The 19,612-nt window shown below is 32.0% G+C and carries 16 protein-coding genes and 1 pseudogene; 10 read left to right on the top strand and 7 right to left on the bottom strand.

All coding sequences use genetic code 4. The annotated features are described in order from the left end of the window. Nucleotides 1–83: 83 nt before the first annotated feature. Nucleotides 84–1,010, top strand: a complete 927-nt coding sequence (locus DHMRE_RS00310) for an IS1595 family transposase (protein WP_195909738.1) — start codon at nt 84–86, stop codon at nt 1,008–1,010. 280 nt (nt 1,011–1,290) lie between these two features. Here the strand turns inward: DHMRE_RS00310 and DHMRE_RS00305 are convergent, their stop codons facing one another. After that, nucleotides 1,291–1,599, bottom strand: a complete 309-nt coding sequence (locus DHMRE_RS00305) for a hypothetical protein (protein ID WP_195909737.1) — start codon at nt 1,597–1,599, stop codon at nt 1,291–1,293. A 148-nt stretch (nt 1,600–1,747) separates the two neighbouring features. Between DHMRE_RS00305 and DHMRE_RS00300 the strand changes: the two genes are divergently transcribed. Genes DHMRE_RS00300 through DHMRE_RS00290 form a run of 3 tightly spaced genes read left to right on the top strand, consistent with a single transcriptional unit; the run spans nt 1,748 to nt 3,507 of the window. After that, on the top strand, nt 1,748–1,915 hold the full coding sequence (locus tag DHMRE_RS00300; protein ID WP_195909736.1) for a hypothetical protein: 168 nt from the start codon (nt 1,748–1,750) through the stop codon (nt 1,913–1,915). A gap of 39 nt (nt 1,916–1,954) precedes the next feature. Further along, nucleotides 1,955–2,467, top strand: coding sequence for a hypothetical protein (locus tag DHMRE_RS00295; RefSeq protein ID WP_195909735.1), 513 nt, complete (start codon nt 1,955–1,957; stop codon nt 2,465–2,467). Nucleotides 2,468–2,484: 17 nt separating this feature from the next. After that, complete coding sequence (locus DHMRE_RS00290; protein ID WP_322632042.1) at nt 2,485–3,507, top strand: hypothetical protein; 1,023 nt, start codon at nt 2,485–2,487, stop codon at nt 3,505–3,507. 34 nt (nt 3,508–3,541) lie between these two features. Here the strand turns inward: DHMRE_RS00290 and DHMRE_RS00285 are convergent, their stop codons facing one another. Beyond that, complete coding sequence (locus DHMRE_RS00285; RefSeq protein ID WP_195909733.1) at nt 3,542–3,958, bottom strand: hypothetical protein; 417 nt, start codon at nt 3,956–3,958, stop codon at nt 3,542–3,544. Nucleotides 3,959–3,964: 6 nt separating this feature from the next. Then, nucleotides 3,965–4,285: a hypothetical protein gene (locus tag DHMRE_RS00280; RefSeq protein WP_195909732.1), complete on the bottom strand. Its 321-nt coding sequence runs from the start codon at nt 4,283–4,285 to the stop codon at nt 3,965–3,967. Nucleotides 4,286–4,332: 47 nt separating this feature from the next. On the opposite strand from DHMRE_RS00280, the gene DHMRE_RS00275 reads away from it, so the two are divergent. Beyond that, complete coding sequence (locus tag DHMRE_RS00275; RefSeq protein WP_195909731.1) at nt 4,333–4,965, top strand: hypothetical protein; 633 nt, start codon at nt 4,333–4,335, stop codon at nt 4,963–4,965. Between the two features lie 123 nt (nt 4,966–5,088). Here the strand turns inward: DHMRE_RS00275 and DHMRE_RS00270 are convergent, their stop codons facing one another. Then, the gene (locus DHMRE_RS00270; RefSeq protein ID WP_322632041.1) at nt 5,089–5,220 is read right to left on the bottom strand and encodes a hypothetical protein; all 132 of its coding nucleotides are present in this window, start codon (nt 5,218–5,220) and stop codon (nt 5,089–5,091) included. A 17-nt stretch (nt 5,221–5,237) separates the two neighbouring features. Beyond that, a complete protein-coding gene (locus tag DHMRE_RS00265; protein ID WP_322632040.1) occupies nt 5,238–5,492 on the bottom strand; it encodes a hypothetical protein in 255 nt (84 codons plus the stop codon). A gap of 539 nt (nt 5,493–6,031) precedes the next feature. Here DHMRE_RS00265 and DHMRE_RS00260 point away from each other — a divergent pair. Beyond that, a complete protein-coding gene (locus tag DHMRE_RS00260) occupies nt 6,032–6,634 on the top strand; it encodes a protein-L-isoaspartate(D-aspartate) O-methyltransferase (RefSeq protein WP_195909729.1) in 603 nt (200 codons plus the stop codon). Nucleotides 6,635–6,740: 106 nt separating this feature from the next. Beyond that, nucleotides 6,741–7,187 carry an Hsp20/alpha crystallin family protein gene (locus tag DHMRE_RS00255; RefSeq protein WP_195909728.1) on the top strand — a complete coding sequence of 149 codons (447 nt, stop codon included), beginning with the start codon at nt 6,741–6,743 and terminating at the stop codon, nt 7,185–7,187. Nucleotides 7,188–7,231: 44 nt separating this feature from the next. Here the strand turns inward: DHMRE_RS00255 and DHMRE_RS00250 are convergent. Together DHMRE_RS00250 and DHMRE_RS00245 are read right to left on the bottom strand one after the other, a co-directional pair. Continuing rightward, nucleotides 7,232–8,144 (bottom strand): annotated as a pseudogene (locus DHMRE_RS00250) (tyrosine-type recombinase/integrase). Between the two features lie 851 nt (nt 8,145–8,995). Then, on the bottom strand, nt 8,996–9,190 hold the full coding sequence (locus DHMRE_RS00245; RefSeq protein WP_195909725.1) for a hypothetical protein: 195 nt from the start codon (nt 9,188–9,190) through the stop codon (nt 8,996–8,998). A 397-nt stretch (nt 9,191–9,587) separates the two neighbouring features. On the opposite strand from DHMRE_RS00245, the gene DHMRE_RS00240 reads away from it, so the two are divergent. From DHMRE_RS00240 to DHMRE_RS00230, 3 genes are all read left to right on the top strand, one after another. Next, nucleotides 9,588–10,733 carry a leucine-rich repeat domain-containing protein gene (locus DHMRE_RS00240; RefSeq protein ID WP_195909724.1) on the top strand — a complete coding sequence of 382 codons (1,146 nt, stop codon included), beginning with the start codon at nt 9,588–9,590 and terminating at the stop codon, nt 10,731–10,733. 236 nt (nt 10,734–10,969) lie between these two features. Next, nucleotides 10,970–17,293 (top strand): leucine-rich repeat domain-containing protein, encoded by a 6,324-nt coding sequence (locus tag DHMRE_RS00235; protein WP_195909723.1) that lies wholly within the window; start codon nt 10,970–10,972, stop codon nt 17,291–17,293. Nucleotides 17,294–17,298: 5 nt separating this feature from the next. Further along, on the top strand, nt 17,299–19,611 hold the full coding sequence (locus DHMRE_RS00230) for a hypothetical protein (protein ID WP_195909722.1): 2,313 nt from the start codon (nt 17,299–17,301) through the stop codon (nt 19,609–19,611). The last annotated feature ends 1 nt before the right edge of the window (nt 19,612 follow it).

Here is a 19,612-nt window from a genome sequence, read left to right as displayed (position 1 = left end):
TGTAAAATTATATATAGTTGCCCCAAAATCAAAAACAGGAGTTTTATAAAGAACTTTTATATTTTATAAATAAAATATAATATATGTCATTGAACCTTAAAAGCCTATTTGATTTCCTAAAATCTAATCCCTCCGAGCAAGATTGTATTGGTTATTTTGAAAAACGGAGATGAAAAGACAAAGTAATCTCCCCTTTTGACCCCAATTCCAAAGTCTATAAATGTGCTAATAATCGCTATAAGTGTAAGAATACAGGCAAATATTTCACTGTTAAAACTGGTTCAATATTTAGAAACTCCAATATATCTTTACAGAAATGATTTTTAGCCTTGTATTTGCTCTCTACTGATAAAAAAGGTATTTCATCTTGCGAATTAGCAAAAAAGTTAAATATTACTCAAAAATCAGCATGGTTCGTATTACATCGTCTACGCTATATCTCTAACTTACCTGAATTTAAAGTTATGTTAGGAAACAGTGTAGAAATAGACGAAACCTTTATAGGAGGGAAAAACAAAAATAGGCACAGAGATAAAAAGGCTCCTCATTGCCAAGGTCGCAATTGAAAAGATAAGATACCAGTATTAGGAATTATTGAGAGAGATGGCAATTTAATCACTCAAACTATCCCTAACACTAAACAAGAAACAGTTAACCCCATAATTAGAGCTAATGTTAAAGAGGGTTCTAATGTTTATACGGATGAATGATATAGGCATGGTGATTTATACAAAAATTTCAATCATCAAATAGTAAATCACAGCATTAAGCAATATGTCAATGGTAATGCTTCTACTAATGCTATTGAGAATGCATGGTCTCATTTAAAAAGAACCATCATTGGCACTTATCACCAAGTAAGCAAAAAACACTTACAAAGATATCTTAACGAGTTTACTTTAAGGTTTAATACAAGAAAGCACAGCGAACAAGAAAGGTTTGATTTAGTGCTTTTATCAAGTGTAGGTAAAAGTTTAAGTTATAAAGAATTGTGTAAAATAAGTATATAGTTGTCTATTTTCCTACCCTACCTATTTAGACCCAGTTTAGTCAGGGATTTGGAATCTTCCTCATAGTTGGCTGGGCTGGATAGTCTGGGTAGCAAAGTAGATAACTATGAAACAGGTTCCCATAATTACTGCTAGTCTAAAAATTTTAAGAAAAAGAGGGGGATTTTTTTCGCTTATTTTTATGGAATTAACTTTTGAGCGAGGGTAGCCACTGGTGGATTTAGTTTAAGAACCGACCCAAATGTTTTTTTGTGATTGCCCTCGCTGAAAAATTAACCCCTTATAGAAGTTTTAATATCAATTTCAAATTGCTATTTTTGCTCTCTCTCTCTCTCTCTCTCTCTCTCTCTGTATCACCCTTATCACTACTAATAAACATGCTTGCTATACAAGCGAAAAAGAAAGATATTAATAAACCAACTCCTAATATAGCTCACATTCCACCTTTGCTTTTATTTTTACTTAATCTAACCACACTATATATCCAATAACCAAAAATAAGAATTCAAAAAGCATAAAACACTCAAACAGCAACACCACCAGGAAACATCCCTGATATAAATAATGAGGCAAACAAATCTATTATCATAATATATTATATTTTAGCATTTTTTACAATTTTAATACTATTTACTAGGTGATTTTATAGATAAATAATTTACAATTATTGATTATAATGAAATCTAATCAGTAAATGATTAATCTTAAAATTGTAAGTAATCCATAAAACTATTTATATGACAAAGAAATTAATTCACTGTCCGAAATGTGGTAAAGGTTCTTTTATTAGTCTAAACGAAAAAGAGGAAAAAAGAAAAGTCAGAAAAAAAGACTTTGATAAAATGGTAGAGGCTATGTTTAAAATTCCTCCACCTAAAAATTGAAAAGAAAGAGAGAAAAGATAATTAGTGTAAAATTCTATATAATTACCTAAATATAATTATATGCACCCGAAAACACAAGAAGAAAACGACACCTTATTAAAACTAATCCAAGAAACCAACAAAAACACTAAATTAGAATTAGAAAACCAAGAATTACGAGTCCAATTAGGCAAACAATTCAGCACCATTAAAATTTTTGAAATAAACTGAAAAAAATTAGAGAAAGCTTTTGACGAACTTGCCACTGAAAATAATCAACTGGAAACAGAAAATAAAAAACTACTCCAAGAATTAAGCAATCTTCGCACTAAAAATAGGCAATTAGCCAGCGAATTAGAAATTAGCCAACGCAAACTCTTTTTAAAAGAAGGAGAAATCAACTTATTAGAACAGAAAGGCCAAAAATTAACCAGTCAACAAGAAACTTTACAACAAAATTACCAATCAGCCCAGACCGCTCTTAGATTTATCACTAAGGGGGCAATAGATAACAGCAGAGAGAGAGAGAGAGAGAGAGAGAGCAAAATTTGCTGAAAAAACTCGCCCTTTATCAGGTTTGCACCAAACTTTTAAAACGGAATATTGCCTTATTGACTAATGAACGCGATAATTGGCAGAGTTCAGCCAAAATTGCCAACAATAAATTAAAGCAGACCGAGCAAAAATTAGAAAACTTACAATTAGATTTTCAAGAGGAAAAACTTCGCCACCAATTAACCTTATCCAGTTTAATTTCCATTAATAAAAGGCGGCAAAATTTGCGTAATGAAAATGATAATCTGCGAGACCAACTGAACCAAAAAGACCAAGAACTAAATCTTTTTAAACTCTGATTTCCTAATCAGACTCCTCCTTCTATCGCCCGAGGTTGGCAGCATTTAGATAATAAAATCCAAGCCATAAAAAAGCAAGCCGCCAAGTGAAAACGGAGTTTCGGCGAAGCAAAAAAACTCTATCAACAAGAGCAGCAAAGTCATTTGCTAACCAAACAACAAGCCGAAACTGAGCGAGATAATTATCAGCAACAATTAGCCGAAAAAGACCAAATAATCCAAGAACAGGCTCGGAAAATCCGGGAATTAGAAAATAAACCACCCGTGGTAGTGGTAGAAACTAAAACCCAAACCATCGAAAAAATTAAGGAGGTAGAAAAAGAAAAAATTGTGGAAAAGCCCATCACCACCGGTGAAAGTTTAGCCGAAATTATTGCTATCAATTTAACCACCTTGGAAAAAGATTTAAATATTGAATTAGCCAGCGAACTAAAAGAGCAAATATCCCAAGTCGGTAATTATCAACAATTAAGTCAGTTGCGAAATCAAGCCATTAAATCTTTACAAGTTGAATTAAGGAAAGATCCGGTTTATGATTTATTTAGTGCGGAGAAGTCTGAGGAGTTGAGTAATATAGTCCGTAATATTTTTCAAAGTCGTAATACTTCCTTTTTTACTTGGAAGAGAAAAGAGGAGGAGGAAGCAGAAAAAGTTTCTGAAAGCAAGAAATGTTTAGGGTTTATCTCTCAAGAGGCGGGTAAGAATGCCCTATTAATTACGGGAGGATTACTAGGATTATTTTTAATTTGGTGAGTTATTAAGAAAAGGCTTGACCACTAATGGGAGTTTTATAATTTTCTCCCTAACAAAAAAATTAGGGATTAGTTGTCAAATGTAGAGAAGGAGTTGCCGAAGGTTTTCGCACCGCTGAAAAATCAAAAGTGATTTGCTCATAAAGAGCAATTGGTTGAATTTCTTTACCTACTTTTTTTAGTTTAATTATTTCTAAACCTTGTAAAGCCTGAATATCTTTTCAGACATTAGCGTAATCTCTTTTGAGTAATTGTGCTAACTCGGTTAGATTATTAGGTTTTTTTTCAATTAAGCAAGTAAAGATTTCTAACCTTGCAGGAGTCAAACAGCGATAAATGACCTCTAAATTGTTAGAGACTAAGGTGTTTGAAGGTTGAATATCAGGTCTACCAGTTTTCAGTGCCTCATTAAATCCCTCAAACATCTCCTTTAAAGAGGCTGATGGATCATATTTGAAAATAAATTGTTTTTTTAACATAGTGAATTAATTGTCAAAATCAAAATAGCCAAATTTACTTTTGACTTTTTGGAAAAATAATTGTTCGGTTTTCTCCAAACCCAACCATTCTAACTCTCCTTCTTGGCCATTGTCATGTCAGTGCGGAAATTTACCTGTATGATTATCAAAACGCAGTAATTTGTCTGGATTATCAACATTATAAGCCATTCAGCGAAATTTATAACCTTCGGGGAATTCAGTACTGACTTGACTGGTAAATTTAACCAAGGACATTTCTACTTTGATTACTATAGCCCGAGCAGTTAATAGAGTTATCTTTCTGTGGTAGATTACTAACTTACTCATGAACTATATTCTAATTTTATAGGTATTTTTAGCACATATATAATTTTATGCCTAACTTTTTCAAAAAAATAATCGGCTGACTAATTGGCTTAGCCGTAATACTTTTTTTAGTTATCCTAGGAATCCAAACTTTTTTAGCCTGAAAAAATAATGATCTGCAAAAGAAAAAAATGATGCTTAAATACTCTGACAAAAATTTAGAAGAACAATTAAAAGAAGCCCAAGAGCGTCAAAAAGTCCAAGATGATATTGCCAAAATGACGCAGGAAAAATTAAAAGGTTATAATGCAGCCAAAGGCGGACAAGTTCTCTCACCTCATAATATCAAGCATTTAGGTTTGCGTAATCATCCTTCTTTAAAATGTGAAGATTGTAAGAGACCAACTTTGATTTTTAAAGATGAAGCCAATGAACATTTATTGCGTATTTTAAATGATATTACTGCTTTTAAGCAAGGAGAAGAATTATCAGCCGATGGAGAAAATGATCCTTACTCTACTCAACTTAAAAGAAATAATGCGGTACTTTACGGAGCCCCCGGAACTGGTAAAACAGAGTTTATTAATGAATTAGTGCATCACTTATACCAACAATTTGCCAGTGAAGAAGCCAAAGAACTCTTACAGTATGCAAAATTATTTTCCGCTTTTTGTTTTCAACTGAATTACGCAGTAATTTAGCTTTACTGGAAAAGCGGACATTTAATTTGCACTTTGTAATATATGGTCCAGAATTGTTAAAATTGAAAGAAAGGGAGAAAAAAGCCGATAAGCAAATATCGCCCATTGCGTATTAATCATTTTTTATTTCTCAATTGGTTTATCGCAACCCAATCCACAATTTTTCGGACAAGTAATAATTTCTATGGTTCCATGAAGCGGAGCCGAACATTTATAGCCCGAACGGCAACGACATTTTAATATTGTTTTTGGCATGATCTTTTTTTTCATAATTATTTCTTTTTCCGCTTATATTCAGTCAAAGCCCGCTCCAATACTTCAATCTGATAACATTTTTCCTCAAACGCTAACTTCCTCAACTCTTCCGCAAATTCTGGTCGGCAAGTGAAAGCAATGCGTTTATTTCGCCCAGTAAAACGATTATCCCGCGGGGCTAACTCAGGGGCTTTTATATTTTCGCTGGCTTCTACTGGTGCTTCGCCTAATGATTTTAAATCTGTTTTCTTAATTTTATTTCACTTATTCATAATTATAACAACATAACAACATATAGTTATATATAGCGTGCAAATTAAATGTCCGCTTTCAGGAATGAGATTATAAACAACTATTAACTTTATTAATAACTCATAATTTTTAAGATGAAAAAGCGGAAAATAATTTTGCACTTTGTAATAAGATTTATTTTTATTGTTAAGACTAAGATATAAAAATAGTAGTAAATTGTCTAATTTAAATTAAAATATTCATTATGCCAACAAAACATCCTATAAAAAAAACATAATATTATGACTAAGACTAAGTATAAAACCCACGAAATCAAAAGAAAAAAAAGAAAACAACCTTTAAGAAGAGGAGAGGAGCATCACAAAATAAAGTAAAACAATTAACAAGGATATGAAAAGCAATCTTAAAATATCCAAAAAAATAAATGAGGGAGGCTGTAATATTTTTCTGTCTTCTCCGCTTTGCATTCTTTTTTTTATTATTTCTCTGCTCGTTATTTTGATAATTATTCTAATTATCATGTTGGTGAAAATAAAATAAAGAAAAATTAAGTTAAGTAATGAACTCCCCTTATCCCCAACTAGAAGTCCAAGGCATCACTAATAAAAAAGTCCTCCAAGCCATTCGTGGTTTACCCCGAGAATTATTTGTTCCCGAAAACTATCAAGCATTTGCTTATGAAGACACCCCTTTACAAATTGCTTGCGGCCAAACTATCTCTCAACCTTTTATTGTCGCTTACATGACGGAGCAATTATCATTAAAACCAACTGATAAAGTATTAGAAATTGGCACGGGCAGCGGATTTCAAGCAGCCGTATTAGCCCAATTAGCGGATCAAATATTTACCGTAGAAATTCACGCCGAACTTTCCCACCAAGCCCAACAAATATTAAACCAATTAGACTTCAAAAATGTTAAATACAAAATAGGAGATGGAAAATTAGGTTGACCGGAGATGGCTCCTTTTGACAAAATTATTATCACGGCTGTGGCTTGGGAAATTCCGACACAACTGGTCGAACAATTAAAAGTTGGAGGCAAAATGATTTTGCCCTTGGAATTAGAAAATAATGAGCAATATTTAATTTTGCTGAAAAAATTAGTAAATAAAACAGAATTAAAAAAATTGTTGTCGGTGAGATTTGTGCCTTTATTGTAAAAATACTTATGCGGTCGCTCGGACAATTCTGCGACCGCATGTTTAGACCGCAGCACTTATCGTCCTTCCGCTGCGGTCCTTATTATCTTATAAAAATAAAAATAATATGAATACAAGAATTATCAGAAACAGAAATCAACTGCACGGCTTAAAACATTTACAAAAAAGCCTAGACAACTTTTTCAATGATTTTTGATGACCCACAGAATTTAGGGAATTAGAAGAATTACAACCTCTTTCAGAGTTCTACGAGGATGACAAAAACTTCTATGCGAAAGTTGAATTACCGGGCATTAAAAAACCAGACATTAAAATAAATCTAAAAAATAATGTTTTAGAAGTGAGTGGGGAAAGAAAACAAACAAGAGATATTAAAAATACCAAAAGCCATTACTCAGAGGTCTATTATGGTTCTTATATGAGAAGATTTACTTTGCCTAATAATATTGAAGGCGAAAAAGAAATCAGAGCTAAGTTTGAGGATGGAGTGTTAATAATTACTATTCCAAAAAAGGTAGAGGGAAAAGAAGTTCAAAGTATAAATATTGAGTAATGAAATTGAGAGATTAATTAATACGCAATGGGCGTAATTACTTTTTAGAGGAGTGGTTGAACGACTTTCGCTTCGGTTTTTTCCGTTAACTGAACTAATACCTTTAAATGCTTATTCTCTAATCGCAAATTATTATTTTCGGTTTGAACTTGTTTTAATTGTTCCTCCAAATTTTTAATTTTGGCTAATAAAATTTGCTCTTTGTCATTAATGTTCGGTAATTGCTGTTTGTTTTCTTTTTTCTTTGGCGGGGAGATTTGAGAATGCTTGTTGTTAGAACAACTTCGCATTTCACCAGTTAATTTGTTGGGATTGTGATTAGTAATGGTCGGTTTTTTTTCATGCGAGCTAATTAGTGAAAAATTATTCGGCTGATCGGATTCTTTATCGCCGATTGTTGGAAAATTTTCCGTAGTTGGCGGTTCGTTTGGCTCTTTCTTATCCTCTAATCATTTTTTCACCGCCAAAATGTCGGCAATGTCTTCATTGATAGGAATTTTTTCCGCAAAAGGCTCTTGGTAAATATTTCTCCAATATAAAGAAGTAGTTTTAATACTTCTATGTCCCAACTGCTTTTGTAATAGTGGCAATGGCATGCCACTTTCAGCATGATAAGTAGTAAAACTTCGCCGTAGAGTGTGGGGGGTTAATTCTATATTTCCATTGATTTCTAATTCTCGCTTAATTTTTTTTAAGAAATGGTAAAAATTGAAGCGATTAGTCTGATTAGGTTGTCAATTGAGTTTTTTTAATTCTCGGATGACTTGCCTGGTTGACATAAACAAACCGCTCCTTTTTGCCTTTGGTTTTGCTTATACGATATAAGCCCTGTTTATTTTTGGTTGCTAAATCAAAACGGACTGCTTCACTAATTCGCAACCCCGATTTATAACCCAGCAAAAATAAGCAATAGTGGATTTTCCTTTTGCTTTCTTTTTTTCGGTTGGGAACCGACATGATTTTTTTGCTAACTTTTGCTAAAAGTTGCTGATTAGGGAGCATATAACTAATTTTAGCACAATCGCTTAATTGTTCCTTTAATCGCTTAAAGATTTTATTTTTGTAAAAAACTTTTTTGACAAAATTTTTCCACAAATCTGCTCTTTGTTTGCTCTTGCTAAACATACCGGCATAAAATTCTACCAAGTTTTAATCCTTGAAGTTTTTTTTCTTTTTCTTCAATTTAGTTCTTACCTGAATATCTTACACTATGGTCCTTTGGTTAAAAATATTTCTCCCCATTATATAACCCCCTCGGGACCACAGGTCCCCCTCCCCCTTAATTTTTATATAGTTAGTATTGCGACGCACGCGTGAGAGAGGAGCAAAAAGAGCAAAAATGAGATGTATTTACTTATTTGTAATAAGTAAGGGGCAAAATTGAGGCTAAAAAAGCGACACAATTCCCCCTCCGCTCCCTTCGATTACTATAAAATAAAAGATATAGTTGTAATATCCTCTATATACAGTTCCATTTAGGAGATTAAAATTTGCTCGGTTGCTTGAACCAGCCGGCACCAATTCCGGTTCACTGACTTCGGGAATGCCCTGAGCGGTCAGTGGGTTTTTTACTGGTGTGTCCGTGCTTTTTAGTAGTTAACATTCTAACTATTTCAGGCGAAAGCCAACGCAAACTTTATATTTCCTATGAACTGATGAGGTTTTTTGTGCCTTATCAGCCTGGGAAGCATGGAATATCCATGTAAGGATTAATTTCCCAAAGTAAAGATTAAAATTCTCTATTTTCGAAAATTAATTAGTCTCCGACAATAGAATAATCGCAGATTATTCATTTCTCAAATAGAGAGTTATGGTGGACTTTTTGTCAAGCAAAAATATTCTCCTCCCCTTATTAATATTAAATTAAAGAATAAATAAACTAAAAAAGCGAAATGTTTTCTTTCCTTTTTCTGACTTTTTAATTTATTTTCTTTGTTTTTCTTTCAAGAATTAGTTTTTTTGGTATAAGCAACTACTTCTTGGATATTTTGCGAAATTTCCATAAGTTATTTACTCTTTCTAACCAGCCGACATCGGAACTAGGAAATTTCGCTAACTCTAAAACCGACTGGCTAGTTAGAAACAATAAACAACTTTATTATATTATATTTTTTATCTTTTAATCATTCATGATTGCCAATTTGCTCGGCACAGACCACAATTATTCGCTTTGGCACAACATTTAGCACAAACTAAATTAGTATTTCAATGTTTATTTCTTGAATCAACTATTTCTGGTTTAGACTAGGACATTCGCGTTTGTCTGTTTTACAGCAAACGTATAATAGTTATTGGTTGAAGAGTTTGAAATATTTAAGGCCAGAGCAGAATTATATTTAGAAAAAAAATAATAAATTTAGTTATAGCAAATAATAAGAAATAATTTTATAAAATATACTCATGCCCCATGCCCAAACTTGACTAGAAACTGAATACAACACCCAACAAAAAAGAACCCAAACTATCGAGTTAAAAATTGGTAGCAATTTCCTTGGCCAAGAACTAATTGGTTCATTAAATCTCAACGACTTTACCAATTTAAAAAAACTTTATTGTTATAATAATAAATTAACCACTTTAGTTTTAACCAATTGCATTCAGTTAGAAGAACTCTATTGCTATCACAATCAACTTACCAATTTATCTTTACCTAAGCATTGCCCTAATTTAACTAAATTATATTGTGCTAATAACCAATTAACTAATCTTAACTTCTCAATTCTTAATCCCAAAAAATTACAGCATTTAAATATTAGCAACAATAATTTCTCCCCTTCTGATTTATCTATCTTCTCCTCTTTTACTAATTTAGAAATTCTAAAAATAGGCAATGATAATACCAAAAAAATAAAACAAAATATTTATAATCGCTTCCATGGTAGTCTAGAACCCTTAAGAAATCTCATTAAATTACGAGAACTTCATATCTCCAATACCGATCTAAATGAAGTAGATATCGAGCATTTACCCCAAAGTTTAGAAAAAATTGAATACTCTACTGATAAAAGATCTGATTGCAAACTGAGATGAATTGTTCCCCAATTGCATCAGCACCAAGAATTTTTATCCAAATATCCGACTGCTAAAGTAAATCAAGCCAGAACCGCCAACTTTCTTCCTAAGTCCGATTCAAAAAAAATAAATCAGCCATTAGCCAAGCATATGGCCCCTGAACCAGAGAGAATTAATCTAAATTATTCAACCAAAAAAAATAACGAAGAATTATTAAAAGAAATAACAGCCGCTAACAATTTAGCCAAGGAAACTTTTTGGCAACAAACTATCTCTGGTCTAGAAAAGCAAATAAATCTTTTTAGTCAAGAAGAAAATATTGAACCTAAAATTATAAGCTTGGCTTGACAAAAACTAACCGCAATTAAATCAAAGGCCATTCAAGAATTAAATATCGAAAATTACCTACAAGAAATTAGTCAGTTGCAAAAAGATTTTACTAAACTTCAGACTAATTTAACTCAGTTATATGAATTACAAAAGGAGTTAAGTCAATTACAAGTAGAACAACAGATAGAAAGCTTGCCTAAATAATTTGCCAACTGAAAACAAAAAACATATAATTCCCATTCCTTTTAGGAAAATGAAATTATGTAAAATTATAAATATATTGCCTATGGTCAGAATATGGAAGTAACAAATTAGAATAACCTTTAAAAATCAATTGCCACCTAATTTGTTATAAGAGAGTTAATTACCATTTGTGGTGATTGTAAAAAATGTTTTTTTAAACCTATAAATTACAATTCGCAAATAAATATCTAAACCATATGGTAAATTGGCAAGACATACATCAAAATTTTACTCCTGAATTAGAACAAAAATGAATAAAAAAAGGATTTGATTATGAACAGACTGATGAATGAATCAATACTGCTTGTCTAACGCCTTTTGAATTTAAATTAGCAGCCTGATTACGAGATGTAAAAAGTAAAGATGTTGATAATTATCCAGATCAGAAGTTTGCTGACCCCCAGTGAATAAAAGATAATGCTGATTTAGAGAACTTGCGAGCAGAATTTGATGAGCAGAAAGAAGAAAGTGAAGAAGAGTTTAATTCTCATGATGAAGAAGAATATGAAGAAAAAATAAATGCTCAGGATTGACTAGATGAAAAATATCCCGAAGGAGAAAGAGAAAATATCAAAGAATTAAATATTCGTAATAAAAATTTAGAAGGCTTATTATCCCTGAATGGATTTTGTAACCTAAAAAAACTTGATTGTTCTCATAACAAACTTACCTTTCTAAATATAGTTGATAGCAACGACTCTCTAGAAGAGTTAATTGCTAATGATAATCTTTTAAAGCAACTCACTTGGAAATTTGAAGTTCCCACTAACCTGAAAATTTTAAATCTGGCTAATAACAACTGGCATAATAATCTAGGTTTTTGAAATGCTTCTTTTTCGTTTCCTAATCTTCAATTGCTAGAAGCAAGAAATAGTGGCATAAATCACTCGTTAATAGGAGATACTAGTCATGCTAGTGAGGTTTATTTGAATGATGCCAATGATGCGGAAGAATGGATGAAAAGAAATTTTCCAAAAGGGAAAAGAGCAGAAATAAAGGAGTTGGATATCAGTGACAAAAATTTAGAAGGTTCTTTGAATTTAGTAGGTTTTTCTGAACTAAAAATGCTTAATCTATCCAATAACCAAATCACGGAGTTAAAATTAGCAGGTTGTGAAAACTTAGAAAGTTTGGATTGTTCTAATAATAATTTTGAAGAGAAGGATTTATCGTTCTTATCGTCTTTTACTAACTTAGCAAAAATTTATTTAGGAAGTGGTGATCAAGCAAAGATTAAGCAAGGTAAATATAACCGCTTTTTTGGCTCTTTAGAGTACTTAAAAGGTTCAACTAAACTTATTGAACTTAGTATTAGCAACACTAACATAGGTTCTGGTCTAGAATTACTACCAGAGAGTGTTGAAACTTTAAAATGTGAGGTTATATCTGATGAATTTAATTTCCAAGTAAGCAAAATCCATGAACAACTTGCTCCTTGCGACAATGAGATTAAAATTTGAAGAGAATGAAACAGAAGAGGCTTTAGTAGTGAAGAAATTAAACAATGAAAAGAAGCGGGCTTAAAAGCAAATGAATGTGACTTTGCTTCCTATTTAAAAAAACAAAAAAGTTATAATAATATTGCTGAATTAAAAACAGAAAGTCTAGAAAATTTAAGAAAAGAGTTCAATAGTTGAATAAAAATTGCACAAAATTATTTAGATAATTACTCACCAGAAGTTAAAAATAAGATAACTAATTTAGATATTTCCAATAAAAATTTAGAAGGTAACTTAGATTTATCCGACTTTACCAATTTAGAAAAATTAAACTGTTCTTTTAACCAAATAAATAGTTTAAATCTAAGTAATTGTGAAAATTTAAAAGAAATCGATTGTACTTACAATAAATTAACTAACCTAGATTTAACTGGTCTAAATGAATTAGAAAAAGTTAATTGCTGCAACAATTATCTAGAAAGTTTTGATTGTTCCTCTCTAAATCCAGAAAAGTTAACTTTTTTAAATATCACGGCTAATAAACTCCCGGAACAAGATTTAAGTGTTTTTAGTCCATTTATTAATTTAGAATGATTATGAATTGGTAGTAGTGATAAAGATATCCAAGAAGGGTTTTCTGTTAATCAATTTTTTGGTTCCCTAGAACCTTTGAAAAATTTAGGCAAATTAAAGAACTTATATATTGATAATACTGACATCGGTTCAGGTCTAGAATTTCTACCCGAGAGCGTAGAAGAGATTTATTGTTCCAGTAAAGAAAGTTCAAAAAGTAAAGTGGATAAAATAAATAAGTTACTAGAAAAAAAACCAGATTTTACTTTCCAAGGCGGAAAATATATAAAAGTGAAAGATGCCCAACAATGATTAGAAGAAAATTTTCCCAAGGATGGAGTAAGTAATTTGGCTGGTTATGAAGGAAAGTCTAGAGATAAAATCACTAGTCTGTACATTAGTGGAAAATATTTATCAGGAGAGTTAGACCTAAGTGATTTTGCCAATTTAGAAGAGTTAGATTGTAGTAAAAATGAACTAACTAGTTTAGATTTAAGCAAGAATAAAAAGCTTGTTGAGTTGAATTGTGATTTCAATCAACTGGCCGAATTGAAGTTAGGAAAAAAATTAAAAAAGATTAGTTGTAATTTTAATAAACTTACTGAGTTAAATTTGAATGGTTTAACTCAATTGGAAGAATTAGGATGCTGCGATAATCTTTTAGTTGACCTTGATTTTTCTTCTCTTAACTCTGAAAAATTAACTGAGTTAGTTATCGCTGATAATGACTTGACTGAGCAGGACTTAGGTATTTTTAGTCGCTTTATTAATTTGGAAACTTTACTTATTGGTAACAATTTAATAGAGGACTCCTTAGGCATGGAAGAATATGAGTACTCGGATGTAGAAGATGAAGAGAGTAAAATAGATTTGGAGGAGAGTTCAGAAGACGAAAATAACGAAACTGATTCGGAGGGCTCAGTTTCAGAAAATAAGGAAATAATAAAAAATCAAAAATGCAAAATAAAAAATGGTATTTACAATCGTTTTGTTGGTTCCCTAGAACCTTTAAAAAAGTTAACCAAGTTAGAAAATTTGCATATTTCTAACACTGATATTGATCGTGGTTTAGAATACCTTCCCAATAGTGTAGAGGGAGTTGTCTGTTCTACTAAAGGAAGGCCTAATAGCAGAGTAAAATTTATTGCTGCGGGAATGGACAATTATCGAACTAAAAAACTTTTAAATAAACTGTATCCTGACAAGTTTGCTAAAGTGTTGGACGATCTTTATTCAGAAGGATTAAGAGGGCATTTAGATTTAAGTGAATATAAGGATTTAGAGGAGTTAGATTGCTCTGATAATAACTTAGTTAGTATAGATGTAAGTAAAAATACTAGACTTAGAAAACTCAACTTCTCTGACAACAAATTAAAAGAAATCAATTTAGCAACTAATGTTAATTTGGAAGAATTAAATTGCAGTGGTAATAAATTAAAAAAAATATTGGGTATTGAAAAGTGTAGTGAGTTATCTTTTCTAAATGAAGACAGTGAAAAAGATGAATTAGAGGAATTCTTAAGTACGCTTCTAGGTAAAGAAAAGGTAGAAGAACTAGTAAAAAAAATCATAAAAAATAAAGGAAATAAAGAAAAAAGTGCAAAGAGAAAAAAGCAAGAAGGAAGATGAAAAGAAAAAAGGGCTAATCATTGGCTAGAAAAAGAATACCCTGCGGGTGATAAATGTTTAGGAAAATTTGACTGAGAAAACAAAGGCAAAAAAAGAGAGGAAATTAAGGAATTAGATGTTAGTGGCGAGGAATTGACTGGCGAATTAAACCTAGAAGGATTCACTTCATTAAAACACTTAATTTGCCGTGATAACCGGCTAACGGGTATTAATTTAAGTACTTGTAATCAGTTAGAAATTATTGATTGCAGAAAAAATAAGTTAAAAGCGATAACATTTGCTGGGGGAATTAATTTAAAAGAATTTCGTGGCTCTGACAATGAATTTACTAGTCTGGAAAATATTATTAGTCATATAGACCCTGGAAGTTTGACTCACTTTGACATCAACAATAATAACAAAATTTCCTACGGCAAATTAAATAACTTTGCTAAATTTAAAAAACTAAAAAGTCTATTTATTGGTAGGAACGAGAAATACGAAAATAAATTCACTGATTCTTTAGAAGAATTAAAAGGCTTACATGAACTGCTTGAAATTGACATCCGCAATAATGGTATTGAAGTAAAAAATTTTCTAAACGAACTAAAAAAAGCAGGGTCGTGGCTAAAAAATTTGGAGAAAATATATCATGTTGAAAAGAAAGATAAAAAAGATGGAGAAGAATTACAGTCAAAGAATACAACAGTAGGAAAATTAGGGAGACTTGGCAAAGAGGACGAAAAAAACAAGCCATCTAAAGGTGACGAGCAAAAAAGTGATAATAAACATTGTTATGTCAAAGAAAACCAATTTTATGATATTAAAGCTTTGCGGAGGAAAGGGATGTCTGACGATGTCAAAATAAAGGTGATACTGAAAACTCCGCTTTTGTCGGATGGTAAAAAACGTAAGGCAAGTGTATCAAAAGATAATTATGAAACTAGAAAAATAGATTATTATAATGAAGGCAAAGTAATTTATCCTTACGAAGAAGAAACGGGATTTAAATGAGAAATTAGTGAGCAATTATCAACCAGCGATCTACCGCTTAGACTTTGTCATATTAGTGAAAAGGCATTTGAACTCTTCTCATTCAGAAAATACTTTGAGAAAAATGATATAGAGTCAGTTGAGTTAGAAAATAATGGTTCACTAACAATTAGATATGAAGGTGAAGAGAGCAAAGATAAACATGAAGTAAAAAACATTGATAAGAAGAGGCCAGAATTACAAGAAATTAAAGCTTATTTGGAGAAGAATGAAGATCAAAAGTCGCTTAATAGGAAACAAGTAAATGATGCAAAAATCGAAATAAAAAGGAGGGTAGAGTGTGATGATGATGCGAAACACTACGCTATTTTATCTTATTCCTGAGGTGGTAAACATAAAGAAGAAATACCATGAAGTCAAGAAAATGCCGAAAAAAGATTAAGTCCAGGTGGAATAAAATCTTTAGACAAAGCCATTAAGACGCTAAGAGTTCTCAATGAACTTCATTTATTAGAGGAAGATAACATAAAATACCTCTGGATGGATCAATTATGTGTCAATCAAGATAACCCTAAAGAAAAGGGACACGAGGTTTCCAAAATGAGAGATTATTATGGTAATGCTACAGTGACGCTGATAGCCATTCATGCTAAGGCCGGTAAAAAAGACATCAAAAAATTACTAAAATCTTTTGAAAGAGGAGAAAGTGGGCTTATTTATCCTAACGAGATAATTGAAAGCTCCTTGCCTATCTTAGAAAAGATAATGGGTTCAGAGTGATTCTCTCGCTCTTGAACTTTTCAAGAAGGATTTCTGTCCAAGCGAACTATTTTCATGTTTGATGACTTTTTAATTGATGGCAGATTTATGGCTTTGGTTTGAAAACTCAAGCAATTTTCCTCAACTCATTACGAAGAGTGTAGGTGAATGAAAGATTTATGTGGAGAAAAAATAGCTACTCCAGTAGGATGAGTATATTATGAGGGTGAAGATAAAAAAGGATATAGTTTAGGAGACAAAGCCTCTCTTAGATTAACCGAGGCACTCTGAGCAGTAAAAGATAGAGGCAGAGCACTGCCTATCGATGGCATTTATTCAATAATTGGTTTGTTACCTTACAGCGATAAGGTAAAGGTTGATTATGAAAAGGACCCGGAGTCAGTGTTGCGGGAAGTCATGCTTATCGCCTTAAGTCATGGTCATGGTGAGCCTTTGGCTTGAAGTGGTTGAGGTAGCAGAAGATTAGGATTATGCTGAGTGCCATCTATAGATGAAAGTGGGTCAAGTAGTGTGACGGGGGGGATAAAAGTAGATTACGAGTTAGAAAAAGAAGGATTTAGTTTTGATCCCAATGAAGGAATAAGAATTCAAGCTTCAGAATATGTGATAAGCAAAAAAAGTAGTGGTTTGTACGAGGTGGAGATGAGAGAAGCTATGGAAGGTAGTCTTTGAATAAGAGAAGTTTGAATAGAGGTTGAGGGTAGTTTAGCAAAGTTAACTTTATCCGGAACTAAAGAAGGTGTTGAGGCTGTGGATAAAGAAAGGATGCTTATAGTGCCTAACAAAGAGGCATGGAAAAGTGATGTAAAGTTTGCTATATTAGCAGTAAGGGTCGGAAGTGATAAAAAAGAAGAAAAAATAAGAAAGTTAATTGAAGAAATGATTGAGTTGAAAAACACTCCTGAAAAAGCGAAAGAATTACAAAATAAAAAGGATGAGTTAAAAGAATTAGAAAAAACTAATAATCTTCGCCACCGCATAGATTTGGTTAGAATAGAAGAAGGATATAAAAACTTAATAACTAAAGAAAATGGAATTGAAAAACCAAAAGCTGAAGAAAAAACCTTCATAATCGGTCTCGATAACCAACAATACCAAACTCAAATCCAAATCCCACCAAAAAAGTAATCACTATGCCAGCAGCCCAACAATACCTAAACAATAAATACCCCCAAAATAAAGAAAAAATCAAAATAATAGACCTCAGCGGTTGAAATGAAAAAGATTGAACCCCTAAACCTAACTGGGAAAAACTAACCGGAGACTTAGACCTCTCCGATTTTCCTAATTTAGAGAAATTAGATTGCTCTTATAACCAAATCACCTCTTTAAACCTCTCTAATTGTTTCCATCTCACAGAACTCAAATGCTGAGAAAATGAACTAACGGAAATAAAATTTCCTAATTCTCAGTTAAAATTAAAATTACTCTACGCTTGAACTAACCATTTAACCGAAGTAGATTGAAAGACTTTTAATCCCCAAAGTTTAACCAATATTAGTATGAGTAACAATAATTTTCAGTGGCAAGACATATCTCTCTTTAGCCAATTCCTCAACTTAGAAGAACTCTGCCTAGGTAACGATTTAGAGGAAAGATTAACCAATAAAATTTATAATCGTTTTACTGGTTCCGTAAAATCCTTAAAAAATCTCACCAAATTAAAAAAACTCCAAATTGAAGGAACTTATATTGACGACAATCAGTTAGCAGATTTACCAAAAAACTTGCAGGTAATTAGTTGAGGTAAGGAAAACATCATTAGAAGATTAGGACTAAATAAAGAAGAAATTACCGAACTAATGAAAGCTACCCCCACTAACTTTCAAAAAGTTCTTAGAGAAATTATAGCCAATTACACCAAATTAACTGATAAAAAAAGTAAGACAATCAAAGAATTATCTGACGCTATAAATATCAGCAGGCAACTAAAAGAAGGAGAGCCAGAAGACAAACTCATCACTAATTTTCAAAACTTAGAGAAAGAACTTAAAAAATTTAGCGAGATATGGGAAGAAGTGGACAAGGAAGACAAACAAAGTAATACAGTTGCTTCTGTTGTTCCTTTGGAAAGGCTCTTTGTTATCCGCAGCAATCTCAAACAATTTTTAAAAAAATGAAGTGAAGAAAGCAAAGATAAAGAAGGTAAAACCGAACTTAGCAAACTCCAGTCCCCTGAACAGTTCGGCAAATTTAACTATTTAACGGGAGTAGAATATGCTTCTACTGCTACCACAGTAATAGGAGGCGCTTTAACTCTACTAGACTTTTCCACTACTGGAGGAGTGATTACCTTAACAGCTCCCTTAATTGGTGAAGGAGCATCCCAGATAAAGGCTAACTACTATGAGGCCAAAAAAGCCAAATGGGAAGAATTTAAAACTGATGCTGATACTTTTTTAGATAATTATAATGCATTGCTGGGAATACTAAAACAAATTGAAGTGGGCGAGTTAGGAGAAGTAAACCAAGCCTTAAAAGATCTAAAAGATAAAGTTAATCAATTTTTAGAAGAATACGACGATGATGGTAATGAAGAAATAGATGTTGAGGAACTAATCAATGAACGAAAGAAGTTCGCTGAAGAGTTAAATAAAGTAGAGGCAATTGTGCAAGATATGCAAGAATTAGAAGAAAAAGTACTTAGTTATCGGCAAGGTCCTGCTGGCAGGAAAAAACTTGAAGAAGAAAAGAGAATAAAGTCAGAGATTGAAAAATTATCTAAGGAGTTAAAAAATGAACAAGAGCCGGAAGAATTAAAAAATAAATTTAAAGAAAAATTTCTGCAAAGGGAGGTTGTGGAAATTATTCCTCTCGTCTCCTTAGGAGAAAAGCAACAATTTTTAGTTATTAGTCAAAATAGGAAAAATCTGCTTACTTTTTTTAATCCTAACAAAAAGCAATACTCGTTGGACTTAGTTGAATATAAAACCAACAGTTGAATAAAAATGAAAAAGAGTAAAGATTTTCCATGACAGTTTGATTCAGAAGAAGAGGCTAAAAATAAGGCTCAAGAAATTGAACTAGAAAGAAAGGCTATTAGAATACTAAAGGAATTAAGAAAAGAGGATGCAAAAGAAGGGGTTAGTAGTGCAATGGAAGAAGAAAATTTAATTGATAAAATTAAGGTCAAGTTAAGAGAAGAAGAGAAGTTAGAGAATAATAAGACAATTTTATCTCATTCAACTTCTCCCAGAACCTCCTACCAAAAAATAACCACAAGTCTCCAAGACTGATGAACCGACTTTAAATCGAAAATGTGTACTCCCATTCAGAACTGAGATTGCTGAGAATGTTGCCAAGAAAATAAAGATAAACAAACAACCAAAGAAATTGAATCAAAAAATAATTTAGAAACTCAAAAGCGAGGAGAAAGTTCCAAAAAAGTTTCCTTAAACGAGCAAGAAAGTTCTCTCCAAGCCCAAATAGAAATCAATCAAAAATAAT

This window comes from endosymbiont DhMRE of Dentiscutata heterogama, assembly GCF_002888635.2.
Taxonomy (GTDB): Bacteria; Bacillota_I; Bacilli_A; order Mycoplasmatales; family CGIF01; genus CGIF01.
This window is presented reverse-complemented; position numbering and strand designations above follow the sequence as displayed.